Here is a 16,120-nt window from a genome sequence, read left to right on the forward strand (position 1 = left end):
GTCTTTCAGGGATGGCGCCAGTCTCGGGGCGCCGGGCCTGCGCGTGAAGCCGCACACGGCCGCGCCCCTGTTGTGCAACGCCGCCCACCCATCGGGGCAAACCCGGCCCACCGGCCGGGTTCGGCGGCTGACGGACCGATCCCGGCGCCACGCACCAGGGATGCGGCTTTACCAGGGTGCGCAGCGCCCGTGCGGTGTGGCAAGGTGCCGTACGATGGACAGCCTCAGCCTCATCCTCGACGACATGCACTTCGATGGCGTCGTCTTCGCCGCCACGCACAACACCGCGCCCTGGGCCTGGTCGCTGGCCACCCCGGGCCTGGCCTGCTTCCACATGGTCACGGGCGGCCAGTGCTGGCTGCTGCGCGAGGGCCTGGAACCCACCCTGCTGCAGCACGGCGACCTGGTCGTGCTGGCCGACGGCGGCGCCCACCGCCTGGTCGACAAACCCCAGAGCCTGGCCGTGGCCGAGCCGCTGCGGCCGCGCATGACCCGGTCGCAGATGGCCGCCCACCCTCATGGCGGCGGTGGCACGCCCTGCCAGCTCATCAGCGGCCATGCCCGCTTTGACGTCGACATGGCCGCGCCACTGGTGGCCGCCCTGCCCCCGCTGATGCACGTGCGCGGCCTGGGCGAGGCCCCGCCCCTGTGGCTGGCCATCGGTCTGCAGTTCCTGGCCCAGGAGGTCGCCGCGCCACGCCCGGCCCAACAGGCCATCGTCAACCGCCTGGGCGACATCCTCTTCATGGAGTGCATCCGAGAGCACGTCGAGGCCCTGCCCGAAGGCTCGGGCAACTGGCTGGCTGCGCTGAAGGACCGGGCGCTCTCCACCGCCCTGGCCTGCATGCACCGCGAGCCCCGCCGCGCCTGGACGGTGCCCGAACTGGCGCAGCAGGCCTGCCTGTCGCGCTCGGCCTTTGCAGACCGCTTCACCCAGACCCTGGGTGAGCCCCCGCTGACCTACCTCACCCGCCACCGCATGCGCCTGGCCGCGCGGCAACTCAGCCACAGCGCCCTGCCCGTGAACCGCATTGCCGACGAAGTGGGCTATGCCTCCGAGGCCGCCTTCAGCCAGGCGTTCAAGCGCGCCTACGGGGCCTCGCCCTCGGCCTGGCGGCTGCAGCGCACCGCCTCGCTCGGAACCGGGCAGGCATGAAAAAACCGCCCGGAGGCGGTTTCGTGTTGCGGGCGGTCGGCCTGCTCAGCGGCGGGCCGTGCCCGTGCCGCCCAGCAAGGCGGCCACCTTGCGCTTGGGCTTGATGAAGCGCGAGAGGCCTGCGCCCGGATTGGCCGGGGCGGCGGCAGCGGCCTTGTCGTCCCACACCGGGGCGGCCGAAGGGTCAGGCTCGTAGGGCTTCTCGAAGAAGGGGTCGACCGGCTGGCGGCGCGGTGCCGGGCGGGCCGCAGGGCGGCTGTCGCGCGACTCGGCGGCGCGCGGGGCGTAGCCGGGTTCGCCATCGTCGCGGCGGGGTTCGCGGCGGTGGCTGCTGTCGCGGTCGCGGTCACTGCCACGGTCGCTGAAGCGGCGGGGTGGGTCGACCTCGAAGGACTCCACGTCGATCTTCTTCTTGATCAGCTTCTCGATGTCGGCCATCAGGCGGGCATCCGAGCCGCTCACCAGCGACACGGCCAGGCCGCTCGCACCTGCACGACCGGTGCGGCCAATGCGGTGCACATAGTCTTCGGCGTTGAAGGGGATGTCGAAGTTGAACACCGCCGGCAGGGCCGCGATGTCGATGCCGCGGGCGGCCACGTCGGTGGCCACGAGCATGTCCACGTCACCGCGCTTGAAGGCGTCCAGGGCCTTGATGCGCTCGTCCTGCGATTTGTCGCCGTGCAGGGCCGAGGTGCGCAGGCCGTCGCGTTCAAAGGAACGGGCCAGGCGGGCGCAACCCAGCTTGGAGTTCACGAAGACGATGGACTGCTTGATCTCGCGCTCGCGCAGGATCTTGACGATGGCGGCGCGCTTGCTGTCATCGTCGACGCGGTAGAAGCGCTGCTCGACGTTGGTCGCCGTCTGGTTCGGGCGGGCCACTTCGACCAGCACCGGGTCCTGCAGGTAGCTCTGCGCCAGCTTCTTGATCTCGGGCGAGAAGGTGGCCGAGAACAGCAGGGTCTGGCGGGTCTTGGGCAGGTAGCTCAGGATGCGCTGCAGGTCCGGCAGGAAGCCGATGTCCAGCATGCGGTCGGCCTCGTCGAGCACCACGTACTCAACCTGCGAGAGGTTGCAGTTCTTGGCCTCGATGTGGTCGATCAGGCGGCCCGGGGTGGCGATCAGCACCTCGACGCCGGCCTTGAGCTCGACCGTCTGCTCCTTCATGTTCATGCCGCCAAAGACCACGGCCGAGCGCAGGTTGCACTTGCTGGCGTAGGTCTTGACGTTGTCGGCCACCTGGATGGCCAGCTCGCGCGTGGGCGCCAGCACGATGGCGCGCACCGGGTGGCGGGCGGGCGACATGCTGGCGTTCTCGTGCTTCATCATCTTCTGAAGCAGGGGGATCGAGAAGGCGGCGGTCTTGCCGGTGCCGGTTTGCGCGGCGCCCATCACGTCACGACCAGCCAGCACCAAGGGGATGGCCTTGGCCTGGATGGGCGTCATCGTGGGATACGTGATGGCGCGCAGGATCTTGGGGTCGAGCGGCAGGGTGTCGAAGCGGGCGGGGGCTTCGGGCGCGGCCTCTGGCGCCGCATCTTGGGTTGCGGGCACCAGGGAAGCGTCGGACAGAGGTGCCGCGGGGGTGACAGGCGCAGCGTCAGGCTGTGCCGCGACCAGGTCGGCAGGGGTGGTCGCTTGGGGCAGATTTGAATTCATCGGTTGCGCATTATCCGCCTCTTGCTGCATTTTTGCGCAGTTTTATTGGGCGAAAGGGCCGGCCAGTTCGGCAGACGGGGGCTCAGAAGGTGAAACCGACCTGGGTCTGGGTGCCCCCATGGGCGGCTTCGGCGCGCTCCAGCAGGTGGGCCAGCGGGCCCAGGCCCTGGTAGCGTGAGGCCACACGGTGGGCAAAGGTCCAGACGCGGGGGATGTCGTCCAGGTACTGGCGCTTGCCGTCGCGGATGCCCAGGCGGGCGAAGATGCCCAGCACCTTGAGGTGGCGCTGCAGGCCCATCCACTCGAACTGGCGCCAGAAATCGGCGAAGTCGGCGGTCACGGGCAGGCCGGCCTTTTTGGCGCGCTCCCAGTAGCGCACGGCGTAGTCCAGCTGGATGTCTTCGTCCCAGATCACGTAGGCGTCGCGCAGCAGCGAGACCAGGTCGTAGGTCAGGGGGCCACGCACGGCATCCTGGAAGTCGATCACGCCGGGGCGGGCCGCCGGGTTGGCCGGGTCGACCATGAGGTTGCGGCTGTGGAAGTCCCGGTGCACGAAGGCCACGGGCTGCGCCAGGCACTCGGCCTTGATCAGGGCGAAGGCCTTGTCGAACACGGTGCGGTCGGCATCCGAGATGGTTTGGCCGCGCAGCTGGGTGAAGTACCAGTCGGGCATCAGGTCGAGCTCGCGCTGCAGCAGGGCGTCGTCATAGGGCGGCAGGCTGTCGGCAGGCACGGCCTGCAGGCGCAGCAGCTCGTCGATGGCGGCCATGTAGCGCAAGCGGTTGGGCTGACCGGGGTGGTGGTCCAGCTCACCCATGTCCAGGGTCGACAGGAAGGTGTGGGCCCCCAGGTCGCTCAGCAGCATGAAGCCCTGGACCTCGTCCCATGCATGGATCACGGGGACGTTCACGCCCCCGGCGGCCAGCAGGCGGTCGATGGCCACAAAGGGACGGCAATCTTCCTTGGCGGGCGGGGCGTCCATCACGATCAGGCTGGCGCCGGCGGCCGTGTCGACCCGGAAATAGCGTCGGAAGCTGGCATCGGCGCTGGCCGAGCGCACGCTGGCGGGCTGCAGGCCATGGGCCGGCGCCACACCGGCCAGCCAGGCCTCAAAGGCCGCCTGGCGGGCAGGATCGGACCAGGAGATCGGGGAGGTCTGGGCGGGGGATGCGGTCATGGCAGGGCGACTCGGGTGAAGACTCAGGGAAGGCGGGCGGCATGAAATAATGCGGCGATTCTAGGCAAGGCCGGATCGCAACGCGGACGCCCACGCCGCAGCCTCTCTGCGACAGCCACTCCCTGGCCGCCCGCCACAGCCCTTTCTGACCGCCTTGTGAACCGCCTTCACCGCCTCCCTGCCCTGCCCCGCTGCACCCCGATGGCCCTGGCCGCGGCCCTGTGCGCGGCCTCCTTCGCCTGCCTGCCCACCGCCTGGTCGGCCGAGCCGACCGAGCCCCTCGCCGGCAACACGCCCGAGCGCTCCACCGTGGCCGCGCGGGCTCGGGCCCTGAGCGCGGTGGCCGCTGCCCAGGCGGCATCCGCCGCATCTGCCGCGGCCGCTGCATCCGCCTCGGCCACCAGCAAAGCCATCAAGGCCACCAAGGCCGACACCACGGTCAAGCCCACCCAGGCACCGGCCACGACGGCTTCACCTGCCCCGGCCACCAAGGCCGCCGCCCAGGTGTCCGCCCCGGCAGGCGACGCCCCCCTGACCCGGGACAGCGACCGCGGCACCGGCGCCTCGCGCCTGAGCTTCTCCCTGCCCAGCACGCCGAGTGCCCCCCACGACGGCAAGCAGCCGCTTTTCTTCGAGGCCGACCACCTCGAGGGCGAAAGCGGCAGCCGCACCCGTGCCACCGGTGCCGTGCGCCTGCGCCAGGGCGAGCTGACCGTGCGTGCCGACGAGATGACCCACACCCAAGCCGACAACGCCGCCAGCGCCATGGGCCATGTGGTCATCACACGCAACGGCAATGTGTTTTCCGGCCCCGAGCTCAACCTGAAGCTCGACACCCTGACCGGCGAGTTCATCCGCCCGCAGTACTGGTTCGCCCGCACCCAGGCCGGCGGTCAGGCCGAGCTGATCGAGTTCCTCGGCGAGAACCGCCTGCGCGCCTTCCGCACCAGCTACAGCAGCTGCACCCCGGAGAACACCGCCGATGGCAGCCCCGGCGAGCCCGACTGGTCCCTCAAGACCAGCCGCGTCGACATGGACTTCGACGCCAACGAGGGCCGCGCCGAAAACGCCGTCATCTGGTTCCAGGGCGTGCCCATCCTGGCCGCGCCGGTGCTGACCTTCCCGCTCAACGACCAGCGCAAGTCCGGCTGGTTGCCGCCCAGCATCGACTACGACAACAAGAGCGGCCTCGAATTCGGCGTCCCCTACTACTGGAACATCGCGCCCCAGCGCGACCTCACCCTCACGCCCACGGTGTCCACCCGCCGCGGCCCGGGTCTGGGCGCCGAGTTCCGCTACATGGGGGCTCACGACCTGGGCTCGCTGGAGGTCTACGGCATCCCCGATGACAGCGTGGCCGGCAAGTCCCGCGGCCTGGTCGACTTCAAGCACCTTGGCAGCCTGGAGAGCAGCGACAGCTTCGCCCTGACCAGCTACGACATCCGCTGGCGCCGCGTCTCGGACGACGACTACTGGCGCGACTTCCCGCGCAACCTGCCCTCGATCACACCGCGCCTGTACGACAGCCACGCCAACGTCGAACGCCAGCTCAATGCGCAGAACTGGGGCCTGGGCAACACCCAGACCACGCTGTATGGCGGCGTGCAGACCTGGCAGGTCCTGCGCGACCTCGACACCACGGCCGACGCCACCAGCAGCGCCATCGAAGCCCCCTACCGCCGCAGCCAGCTCGGCTTGCGCAGCCGCAGCGACGTCGACAGCGCCCTGAGCTGGACCACCCAGGCCCAGATCGACCGCTTCACCCACCAGGACGCCAGCAAGATCACCGGCAACCGCGTGAACCTGACCGGCCAGGTGGAGCGCGCCATCGACCTGGGTGGCGTCACGCTCACCCCGCGCCTGGCCCTCAACAGCACCCAGTACGACCTGGACCAGGCGCTGGCCAACGGCAGCCGCACCGCCTCACGCACCCTGCCCACCTTCAGCCTGAACGCCGGCATGACGCTGGAGCGCCCGGCCACCCTGTTCGGCCGAGACCTCACCCAGACCCTGGAGCCGCGCATCCAGTACGTGCGCACGCCCTACAGCGACCAGAGCCTGCTGCCCCTGTTCGACAGCGCCCCGCGCGACTTCAACCAGTACGCCATCTACAGCGAAAACGCCTACACCGGCGTGGACCGCGTGTCCGACGCCAACCAGATCACCATGGGCGTGAGCTCGCGCCTGCTCGACAACAAGACCGGCGCCGAAGCCATGCGCTTTGGCGTGGTGCAAAAGCTGCTGCTGTCCGACCAGCGCATCAACCCCTCGGGCACCGGGCCGATCACGCAGCGCCTGTCCGACCTGCTGCTGCTGGGCTCCACCTCGGTGATCCCGTCCTGGAACCTCGACAGCGTGGTGCAACTCAATGGCCAGACCCACGAGGCCGAACGCGCCACCATGGGCGTGCGCTACTCGCCCGGGCCCTTCCGCACGGTCAGCACCACCTACCGCTACACCCGTGGCGCCACCAACCAGATCGACTTGGGCTGGCAATGGCCCCTGTTCGGCCGCAAGACCACGGTCAGCCAGCTCAAGGCCCAGGCCTCTTCGCCCGATCAGATCGCGCTCAACCAGCAAGGCGCGACATCAGGCCAGCAATGCGGCGGCACCTGGTATGGCGTGGGACGCCTGAACTACAGCCTGCGGGACGGCCGCATGGCCAACACCCTGCTGGGCGTCGAATACGACGCCGGCTGCTGGATCGCCCGCGTCGTCGGCGAACGGGTCACCACCGGCAGCACCCAGGCCAGCACCCGCATCATGTTCCAGCTGGAACTGGTGGGCCTGTCGCGCATCGGCTCGAACCCGCTGAGCACATTGAAGGACAATATCCCTGGCTACAGCCTGCTGCGCGAACAAAGCAGCGTGCTGTCTGCGCCCGGCGCCACGCGAACCACCACCGATGACTGACCACCTGCCCTCCTCACGCTCGACCCGCCCCGCCCGCCACCCTGCGTCTGCCGCGGGGCTGAGCGCCCAGCCCGCCTGGCGCCCGCGCGTGATCGCCAGCTGCGTGGCCCTGAGCCTGCTCGCCGGTGGCATGCCCCCCGCCCTGGCCCAGCTGCAGCGCAAGGACGCCCCCGCGACCTCGCCACGCATCCCCGGCAACCGCAGCATGAGCACCGAGCTCAACCTGGCCGGCCAACAAACCACCGCCGACTACATCGTCGCCGTGGTCAACAGCGAGCTCATCACCCACACCGATGTCGACAAACGCGTCAGCCGCATCCTCGACACCGCCCAGCGCAACACGCAACTGCCACCCGCCGATGAGCTGCGCAGCCAGGTGCTCGACGCCCTGATCGACGAGAAGGTCCAGATTTCCTTCGCCAAGAACAACGGCATCGACGTCGGTGAGTCCGAGATCGACGGCACCATCGAGAGCATCGCCTCGCAGAACCAGCTCAGCCTGGCCGAGCTGCGCCAGCGCATGGAAAGCGATGGCCTGGATTTCCAGCGCTACCGCGCGAGCCTGAAGGAGCAGATCCTGCTGCAGCGAGTGCGCGAGCGCGAGGTCATCCCCCGCATCAAGATCAGCGACGAAGAGCTCGACGCCTTCATCGCCTCCGATCCGGCCGCGCAGGCCGAGGTCAACCTGAATGTCGCCCACATCCTGATCGCCGTGCCCGAAGGTGCCACGGCCGCCCAGGTGCAGGCCTTGCAGGCCAAGGCCCAGGCGCTGCAGGAGAGCGCATCCCGCGGCGCCAACTTCGGCCAGCTCGCCAAGGACAACTCCGCCGACAAGGCCACCCGCGACCAGGGCGGCGGCTTCGGCATGCGCCCGGCCAGCAAGCTGCCCGACATCTTCGTCAACGTCACCAAGGACCTCAAGGTCGGCCAGGTGGCTCCGCTGGTGCGCTCCAACGCGGGCTTCCACATCGTCAAGCTGATCGAGCGCGAAAACTCGGCCCAGGCCAGCTACACCGAGCAGCGTGCCCGCCACATCCTGCTGCGCACCACACCGCAGCAGCCTCCGGCCGAGCAGATCAAGCGCCTGAGCGAGATCCGCAAACAGATCATTGGCGGCCAAGGCAGCTTCGCGCAGATGGCGCGCCAGTACTCCGAAGACGGCAGCGCCGCCAAAGGCGGCGACCTGGGCTGGGCCGCGCCCGGCCAGTTCGTGCCCGAGTTCGAGAAGGCCATGGTGGCCCTGCAGCCCGGCCAGATCTCCGAGCCCATCGTCAGCCGCTTTGGCGTGCACCTGATCCAGCTGATCGAGCGCCGCGAGGTCAAGCTGACCGATGCCCAGCAGCGCGAAGCCGCCCGTGCGGTGCTGCGCGAACGCAAGTTCGAGCCCACCTATGAAGAATGGGCACGCGAACTCCGCGCCGCCGCCTACGTGGAAATGCGCGATGCGCCCTGACCGCCCCGGCAGCCGGCCCGGCCACGACACCCGCCCCCAAGGCCCCAAGCGCGCCGTCGCCGGCGGTGGCGGACACATCGCCCGCAAGCGTTTTGGCCAGCACTTCCTGAGCGACCTCGGCGTCATCGACGAGATCGTGCGCGCCATCGCGCCCAAGCCAGGCCAGTCCCTGGTCGAAATCGGCCCTGGCCTCGCCGCCCTGACCAACCCGGTGGTCGAGCGCAGCGAACGGCTCACCGTCATCGAACTGGACCGCGACCTCGCCGCCCGCCTGCGCAAGCGCAGCGAGCTGCAGGTGATCGAGTCCGACGTGCTGAAGGTGGACTTCGGCGCGATCGCCCGCGATGCCGGCCAGAAACTGCGGGTGATCGGCAACCTGCCCTACAACATCTCCAGCCCCATCCTCTTCCACCTGCTGCCCTGGGCCGACCACGTTGTCGACCAGCACTTCATGCTGCAGAAGGAGGTGGTGGACCGCATGGTGGCCAGCCCGGGCAACAAGGACTACGGCCGACTGAGCGTGATGCTGCAGTGGCGCTACGCCATGGAAAACGTGGTTCACGTGCCCCCGGAGGCCTTTGACCCGCCGCCGAAGGTGGACTCGGCCGTGGTGCGCATGACGCCGCTGGCCGAGGTGCCTGCGGTCGATCCGCAGGTGCTGGAAAAGATGGTGGCGGTCGCCTTCTCGCAGCGCCGCAAACTGCTGCGCCATACCCTGGGCCACTGGATCGAAGAGCACGGCATCGACACCGACTTCGACCTGCAACGCCGTGCCGAAGAGGTGCCGGTGAGCGATTACCTGGCGCTGGCGGCCCTCAAGCGCTGACCATGCCCATGCCGGGCAAGCCCGGCCTTCGCCTCACTTTTGAAGGCGGCGGCGCGCCAGACCGACCACCAGGCCTGCCCCGGCCAGCATGGAGGCCAGCAAAGGCGACGAGGACAGGGAAGGTGCCGTCCACTGCGCCAGCACCTCGGGCATGCCGCGCATGCCGGTGGGGACGGCCTCCGTCACCTCAGGGGTCGCGGCCTGGGCCAGGTTGGCGGCGCAGCTCAGCACGAGGAGGGCAAGGATCCTGGACTTCATGGCAAACATCCTGGTTGATGCGGATGTGTGAAGCAATGCACACGCCGTGCCAGACACCACGCCATGCCCCAGGCCCATCGGGCGCCCGATGCCGTGGCAAAACAGAGCCAGCCTGACCGCCCATTCCAGGGTTTGCCCCATCGTGGTTCACCCTCATCCCCCAACGCCCCAAGGCGGCCCACCGGGCCGCACGGCCAGGCGCCTTCACTACACTGCAAGCATGAAAACCTACCTCGTTGGCGGCGCCGTGCGCGACCGCCTGCTCGGCCGGCCCGTGGGCGACCGCGACTGGGTGGTCGTGGGCGGCACCCCGCAGGCCATGGTCGACCTGGGCTTTCGCCCCGTGGGCAAGGACTTCCCCGTCTTCCTCCACCCCGAGACGGGCGAGGAACACGCACTGGCCCGCACCGAACGCAAACAGGGCCACGGCTACCATGGCTTCGTGGTCCACGCGGCCCCGGACGTCACCCTGGAAGACGACCTGGTCCGCCGTGACCTCACCGTCAACGCCATCGCCCAGGATGCCGATGGACGCCTGATCGACCCGCACGGCGGCCAGCGAGACCTGGCCGACCGGGTGCTGCGCCACGTCTCGCCTGCCTTCTCTGAAGACCCGGTGCGCATCCTGCGACTGGCCCGCTTTGCCGCCCGCTTCCACGACTTCACCGTCGCGCCCGAGACCCAGGCCCTGATGCGGGACATGGTCGCCGCAGGCGAGGTCGACCACCTCGTGGCCGAGCGCGTCTGGCAGGAACTCGCCCGCGGGCTGATGGAGGCCCGCCCCTCGCGCATGTTCACCGTGCTGCGCGATTGCGGGGCCCTGGCCCGGCTGCTGCCCGAGGTCGACCGGCTCTGGGGCGTGCCCCAGCGCGCCGACCACCACCCGGAAATCGACACCGGGGTCCACCTGATGATGGTGCTGGACATGGCCGCCCAGCTGAGCACCAGCCTGCCGGTGCGCTACGCCTGCCTGGGCCACGACCTGGGCAAAGGCACGACCCCGCCCGATGTGCTGCCTCGCCACCTGGGTCACGAAGGCCGCAGCGCGCGCCTCCTCAAAGAAGTGAGCACTCGCTTACGAGCCCCCAATGACTGCCGTGAACTGGCCGACGTGGTGGCCCGAGAACACGGCAACGTGCACCGCAGCGGCGACCTGGGGCCGGAGGCCACCCTGCGCCTGCTCGAGCGTTGCGACGCCCTGCGCAAGCCCGCGCGCTTTGCCGAACTGCTGCTGGCCTGCGAGTGCGACGCCCGGGGCCGCCTGGGCCTGAGCGAGCAGCCCTACCCCCAGGCCACCCGCCTGACCGCCGCCCTGGCCACGGTGCTGGCCGTCGACACCGCGGCGGTGTCGGCGCAGGCACTGGCAAAAGGCCTGAAGGGGCCAGCGGTCGGCGCGGCCATCACCGCTGCGCGGCTCGCGGCCCTGCAGGGCGCACGCGCGCTTTCGTGACGGAACGCACGCACGCATCGGCTTCAGATCTATCAAAGGTTTCATTTCATCAAGTCCGGCGCCGGCCGTCCGACAAGCACCGTGTGGTCAGCAGACCAGCAGTACACGAGGAGCGAGACATGGCGTGGTTGATGAAGCTGAGATTGGGCGCCCGACTGGGCCTGGCGTTTGGCATCACCGGACTGCTGGTGGTGTGCACAGGCGTGTTCGGGCTCACGCAAATGGCCAAGGTCAACGACCGCACCGAAGAGTTGGCCACCAACTGGCTGCCCAGCGTGCAGGCCCTGGGTGACATCCGCTCCGAACTGAACAACATGCGCCGCGCGGCCTTGCGCCACACCCTGGAGCCCGATGCCGGCGGCAAGCGCCAGCAGCTGGAAGCCGTCACCGCATCCAGCAAGGACAAGCTGCCCAAGCTGCTGGCCCACTACGAAAAGCTGATCTCGTCGCCCGAAGAGGCCGCCCTCTTCAAGGAGATCCAGGACGCCATGGGCTCAGCGGACACCAGCATGACCAATCTGCTGGCCATGTCGGACGACGGTCCCGCCCGGTTCGAGGAAGCGCGCGCTTACGCCGTCGGCGACTCGGCACGGGACTTCAACGAAGTCATGGCCCTGGTGCAAAAGGCCGTCGACCTCAACGCCAAGGGCTCGGTCGACTCCTGGAACGACTCCCAGCAGGTCTACCAGAGGGCCGTCACCGTGCTGGTGATCGCCGTGGGTCTGCTGATGGCCACCTGCGGCGTGCTGGCCTACACCATCACCCGCTCCATCACCAGGCCCCTGGCCGAGGCCGTGCAGCTCAGCCAGGCCGTGGCCGAAGGCGACCTGAGCCGCGAGGTCCACACCACCGCCGGCGACGAGGTGGGCGACCTGGTTCGCGGCATGAACCAGATGAGCCGCAACCTGTCAGAGCTGGTGCACGGCGTGCGCCAGGGCACCGACGCCATCGCCACCGCGTCTGCCCAGATCGCCCAGGGCAATGCCGACCTGTCGTCGCGCACCGAACAGCAGGCCGCAAGCCTGCAGGAAACGGCCGCCTCGATGCACCAGATGAACGACACGGTGCGCGCCACCTCGGACAACGCCCGCCAGGCCAACCAGCTGGTGGCCCAGGCCACGATGGTGGCCGCTCAAGGGGGGGAAGACGTGAACCAGGTCGTGGCCACCATGTCGGCCATCCAGGAATCCAGCCGCCGCATCTCCGACATCATCTCGGTCATCGACGGCATCGCCTTCCAGACCAACATCCTGGCGCTGAACGCCGCGGTCGAAGCCGCCCGCGCTGGCGAGCAAGGTCGTGGTTTTGCGGTCGTGGCATCGGAAGTGCGCTCACTGGCGCAACGCTCGGCCAATGCGGCCAAGGAAATCAAGAGCCTGATCACCGACAGCGTCGAGAAGGTCGAGATCGGCAGCACCCAGGTCAACAACGCCGGGCGCACGATTGCCGACGTGGTGATGCAGGTGCGCAAGGTCAATGACCTGATCGGCGAGATCACCTCGTCGAGCACGGAACAAAGCACCGGCGTCGGCCAGATCAACCAGGCCGTCAACCAGCTGGACCAGGCCACGCAGCAGAATGCGGCGCTGGTCGAAGAAACGTCTGCGGCAGCCGAGAGCCTGCGACACCAGGCCAATGGGCTGATGGAGGCGGTGTCGGTGTTCCGCACACGCTGAGCGCCATGCAGGGCGCGATGCCAACAAGGATGCCAAAAACCCCCTGTGCCACGCATGGGCACAGGGGGAAAAGAGGCTTCACTGACAAAAGAACAAGATGGGCTCGCCCCTGAGGACGCTGCCCAGAGGCCGATCAGTCAGCCTGCTTGCGCAGGAAGGCCGGGATTTCGATCTCGTCCATGCCATTGCTGGCCAGGGCGTCGACCTTGGCGGCCGCCTGGGTGCGACCCGAGCGCCACACGCTGGGCGTGTTCATGCCGCTGAAGTCGTGGCTGCTGCCATGGGCCACGCTGTGGGCCTGGGCGTGACCCACCGGCTGGGTCAGCACGGGGATGTTGTCGGTACCGGTGCGGGCGAAAGCCTGGGTGGTCGCGGCGCTGTGCACCACGGTCATCGGCGCCTGGGCGCGACGGGCCGAGCTCAGACCGGTGGCGATCACGGTGACGCGCAGCTCGTTGCCCAGCGACTCGTCATAGGCGGTGCCGTAGATCACGTGCGCGTCTTCGGCCGCGTAACGGCGGATGGTGTTCATCGCGTTGCGCGACTCGCTCAGCTTGAAGCTGGACTTGCCGGCGGCAATCAGCACCAGCACGCCACGGGCGCCAGAGAGGTCGATGCCTTCGAGCAGCGGGCAGGCGACAGCGGCTTCGGCGGCCTTGGTGGCGCGGTCCGGGCCACCTGCGGTGGCGGTGCCCATCATGGCCTTGCCCGGCTCGCTCATCACGGTCTTGACGTCTTCGAAGTCGACGTTCACCAGACCCGGGATGTGGATGATGTCGGAGATGCCGCCCACGGCGTTCTTCAGCACGTCGTTGGCCTTGCAGAAGGCTTCTTCCTGGGTGATGTCGTCACCCAGCACTTCCAGCAGCTTCTCGTTGAGCACAACGATCAGCGAATCGACGTTGGCTTCGAGTTCGGCCAGGCCCTGATCGGCCTGCTTCATGCGGCGGTTGCCTTCGAATTCGAAGGGCTTGGTCACCACACCGACGGTGAGGATGCCCATTTCCTTGGCCACGCGGGCGATCACCGGCGCAGCGCCCGTGCCTGTGCCACCGCCCATGCCGGCGGTGATGAAGACCATGTGCGCGCCGTCCAGCGCGGCACGGATCTGGTCGACGGCCTCTTCGGCTGCGGCCTTGCCCGCCTCGGGCTTGGCGCCGGCGCCCAGGCCCGTGCCACCGAGTTGCAGCTGCATCTCGGCCGACGAGCGGTTCAGCGCCTGCGAGTCGGTGTTGGCGCAGATGAACTGCACGCCCTGAACGCCTTCCGCGATCATGTGGTCCACGGCGTTGCCGCCGCCGCCACCCACACCGATCACCTTGATCTGCGTGCCGGTGTCGAAGTTTTCGATCATTTCGATTGCCATGTCATGCCTCTCTTTTGTTCAAGCAGTTGCCAGTGAAAACGTACCAATGAGGTTTCAGAAATTGCCTACAAACCAATCGCGTACGCGTCCAAACAGGGTCTGAACCGACCCGGCCTGTTGCGCCGCCTTCATCCCGCGCGAACGCGCGAGTCTCGCTTCTTCGAGCAAGCCCATGACGGTGGCCGAGCGGGGGCTCGCCACCATGTCGTGCAGTGCGCCGGAGTACAAGGGCGTGCCCTTGCGCACCGGCTTGAGGAAGATGTCTTCGGCCAGTTCGACCATGCCCGGCATCACCGCCGAGCCACCGGTCAGCACGATGCCGGACGACAGCAGTTCCTCGTATCCAGACTCGCGGATCACCTGGTGAACCAGCGAGAAAATCTCTTCGACGCGCGGCTCGATCACGCCGGCCAAAGCCTGACGCGAGAGCATGCGCGGGGCGCGATCGCCCAGGCCGGGCACCTCGACCTGGTCGTTCGGATCGGCCAGCAGCTGCTTGGCCACACCGTGTTCGACCTTGATGTCCTCGGCGTCCTTCGTGGGGGTGCGCAGGGCCATGGCGATGTCGCTGGTGATCAGGTCACCGGCAATGGGGATCACGGCCGTGTGGCGCACCGAGCCATCGGTGAAGATGGACACATCGGTCGTGCCCGCCCCGATGTCGACCAGGGCCACGCCCAGGGCCTTTTCGTCGTCGGTCAGCACGGCGGCACTCGACGCGCTGGGGTTGAGCACCAGCTGCTCGGCCTCCAGGCCACAGCGGCGCACGCACTTGACGATGTTCTCGGCCGCGCTCTGCGCACCGGTCACGATGTGCACCTTCACCTCGAGGCGGCCACCGCTCATGCCGATGGGCTCCTTCACCTCGTGGCCATCGATGATGAACTCTTGCGGCTCGACCAGCAGCAGGCGCTGGTCGTTGGGAATGTTGATGGCCTTGGCGGTCTCGACCACACGTTGCACGTCGATCGGGGCGACTTCCTTGTCGCGCACGATGACCATGCCGGTGCTGTTCTGGCCGCGGATGTGGCTGCCGGTGATGCCGGTCCAGACGCGGCTGATCTTGCAGTCGGCCATCAACTCGGCCTCTTTCAGGGCCTGCTGGATGGACTGCACCGTGGCGTCGATGTTGACGACCACGCCGCGCTTGAGGCCGTGGCTCGGGGCCACGCCCAGCCCGGCGATGCGCAGCTCGCCACCGGGCAGGACTTCGGCCACGACCGCCATCACTTTGGCGGTGCCGATGTCGAGTCCGACAACCAGATCCTTGTATTCCTTGGGCATGGTGGGTGCTGGGTTTCCGTGTAGGTCAATGGGTGGCAGCCGGCGCGGCCTTGTGGGCTGCGGGCTTGCGCGGAATCAGGGGTTTGGCCGTGCCGTCCTGCCAGGTGCTCAAGCCACGCAGCTTGACGGCGTAGGCCTCGGGGTAACGCAGGTCGGCGTAGGCCAGAGGGGCGGGGTATTTGCGCTGCACATCGGGCAGGGTGCGCACGAAACGGTCGGCTCGCGCCACCAGCTCATCGGGTGAGCCTCGGCCGATCACCACGCTGGCATCGTTGTCCAGCTCCACGCTCCAGGAGCCGCGCTCCGTCAGGCGCAGGGTGGCGATCTCGCCCAGGGGCTTGAACACGGGCTGCAGGCGGTGGAGCATGTCGAGCATGGCGCGGGCCTCGTCGGCCGTCGGGTTGGCGGGGGCCTCCAGCGTGGGCAGGTGCTCGTCTTCGACGTCACCGAGGTTGGCATCGAAGACTTCGCCAAAGGTGTTGACCAGCTGGTCGTCACGGTCCTCGTGGGCCCAGTAGGCGGCGGGCTTGTGCTCTTCCAGCACCACACGCAGCTCGTTGGGGAAGACGCGGCGCACCACGGCCTTGCGCACCCAGGGCACGGCCTCAAAGGCCTCTCGACTCTTCGCCAGGTCGACGCTGAAAAAACCGCCCGAGAGGCGCTGCGCCACGTTGGCACGCACGGTGGCCAGGTTGTTGCGATCCAGGTCGCCTTCGACCTCGATGCGCTCCAGCGCGAAATAAGGCAGGCGCGACAGCCGCACCAGGCCCGACGCCAGCAACAGGCCCAGCAGCCCCAGCGCCAGCGCGATGGTGGCCACGTTCATCCAGCGGACGTCGGTCGGCGTCTCGCTGGAAGCGGGGCTGGGGTGGAGGGCGGCAGCGGCAAGCATGGTGGGCTGGGTG

The 16,120-nt window shown here is 68.5% G+C and carries 12 protein-coding genes; 6 read left to right on the forward strand and 6 right to left on the reverse strand.

Annotated elements, in window-relative coordinates:
• The first annotated feature begins 214 nt into the window (after positions 1 to 214).
• Positions 215 to 1,156 (forward strand): AraC family transcriptional regulator, encoded by a 942-nt coding sequence (locus QZ994_RS00715; RefSeq protein ID WP_290866896.1) that lies wholly within the window; start codon positions 215 to 217, stop codon positions 1,154 to 1,156.
• Between the two features lie 45 nt (positions 1,157 to 1,201).
• On the opposite strand, the gene QZ994_RS00720 is transcribed toward QZ994_RS00715, so the two are convergent.
• Both QZ994_RS00720 and QZ994_RS00725 read right to left on the reverse strand, forming a co-directional pair.
• Entirely contained in the window at positions 1,202 to 2,710 is a 1,509-nt protein-coding gene (locus QZ994_RS00720) for a DEAD/DEAH box helicase (protein WP_290867037.1), read from the reverse strand.
• A 184-nt stretch (positions 2,711 to 2,894) separates the two neighbouring features.
• Positions 2,895 to 3,989: a phosphotransferase gene (locus QZ994_RS00725; protein WP_290866899.1), complete on the reverse strand. Its 1,095-nt coding sequence runs from the start codon at positions 3,987 to 3,989 to the stop codon at positions 2,895 to 2,897.
• 156 nt (positions 3,990 to 4,145) lie between these two features.
• Between QZ994_RS00725 and lptD the strand changes: the two genes are divergently transcribed.
• From lptD to rsmA, 3 genes are read left to right on the forward strand one after another with little or no spacing between them, the layout of a single operon-like run.
• Complete coding sequence (gene lptD / locus QZ994_RS00730) at positions 4,146 to 6,902, forward strand: LPS assembly protein LptD (protein WP_290866902.1); 2,757 nt, start codon at positions 4,146 to 4,148, stop codon at positions 6,900 to 6,902.
• Positions 6,895 to 8,355 (forward strand): peptidylprolyl isomerase, encoded by a 1,461-nt coding sequence (locus tag QZ994_RS00735; protein WP_290866907.1) that lies wholly within the window; start codon positions 6,895 to 6,897, stop codon positions 8,353 to 8,355. Before lptD ends, QZ994_RS00735 begins: the two co-directional genes overlap by 8 nt.
• Positions 8,345 to 9,181: a 16S rRNA (adenine(1518)-N(6)/adenine(1519)-N(6))-dimethyltransferase RsmA gene (gene rsmA, locus QZ994_RS00740; RefSeq protein ID WP_290866910.1), complete on the forward strand. Its 837-nt coding sequence runs from the start codon at positions 8,345 to 8,347 to the stop codon at positions 9,179 to 9,181. The genes QZ994_RS00735 and rsmA overlap by 11 nt, the downstream gene beginning before the upstream one ends.
• Before the next feature lie 33 nt (positions 9,182 to 9,214).
• On the opposite strand, the gene QZ994_RS00745 is transcribed toward rsmA, so the two are convergent.
• Positions 9,215 to 9,439 carry a hypothetical protein gene (locus tag QZ994_RS00745; protein ID WP_290866914.1) on the reverse strand — a complete coding sequence of 75 codons (225 nt, stop codon included), beginning with the start codon at positions 9,437 to 9,439 and terminating at the stop codon, positions 9,215 to 9,217.
• A gap of 220 nt (positions 9,440 to 9,659) precedes the next feature.
• On the opposite strand from QZ994_RS00745, the gene QZ994_RS00750 reads away from it, so the two are divergent.
• Positions 9,660 to 10,889: a multifunctional CCA addition/repair protein gene (locus QZ994_RS00750; RefSeq protein WP_290866917.1), complete on the forward strand. Its 1,230-nt coding sequence runs from the start codon at positions 9,660 to 9,662 to the stop codon at positions 10,887 to 10,889.
• A gap of 119 nt (positions 10,890 to 11,008) precedes the next feature.
• On the forward strand, positions 11,009 to 12,565 hold the full coding sequence (locus QZ994_RS00755; RefSeq protein WP_290866921.1) for a methyl-accepting chemotaxis protein: 1,557 nt from the start codon (positions 11,009 to 11,011) through the stop codon (positions 12,563 to 12,565).
• Between the two features lie 133 nt (positions 12,566 to 12,698).
• Here QZ994_RS00755 and ftsZ read toward each other — a convergent pair whose 3' ends face one another.
• The 3 genes from ftsZ to QZ994_RS00770 are packed head-to-tail and all read right to left on the reverse strand — an operon-like array spanning position 12,699 to position 16,107.
• Positions 12,699 to 13,931, reverse strand: coding sequence for a cell division protein FtsZ (gene ftsZ / locus QZ994_RS00760; protein ID WP_290866924.1), 1,233 nt, complete (start codon positions 13,929 to 13,931; stop codon positions 12,699 to 12,701).
• 54 nt (positions 13,932 to 13,985) lie between these two features.
• Positions 13,986 to 15,215 (reverse strand): cell division protein FtsA, encoded by a 1,230-nt coding sequence (gene ftsA / locus QZ994_RS00765; protein ID WP_290866927.1) that lies wholly within the window; start codon positions 15,213 to 15,215, stop codon positions 13,986 to 13,988.
• A 25-nt stretch (positions 15,216 to 15,240) separates the two neighbouring features.
• Positions 15,241 to 16,107, reverse strand: coding sequence for a cell division protein FtsQ/DivIB (locus QZ994_RS00770; RefSeq protein ID WP_290866930.1), 867 nt, complete (start codon positions 16,105 to 16,107; stop codon positions 15,241 to 15,243).
• Positions 16,108 to 16,120 lie beyond the last annotated feature (13 nt).

Origin of the sequence: Aquabacterium sp. (genome assembly GCF_021768455.1) — a bacterium.
Classification (GTDB): Bacteria; Pseudomonadota; Gammaproteobacteria; order Burkholderiales; family Burkholderiaceae_C; genus Aquabacterium.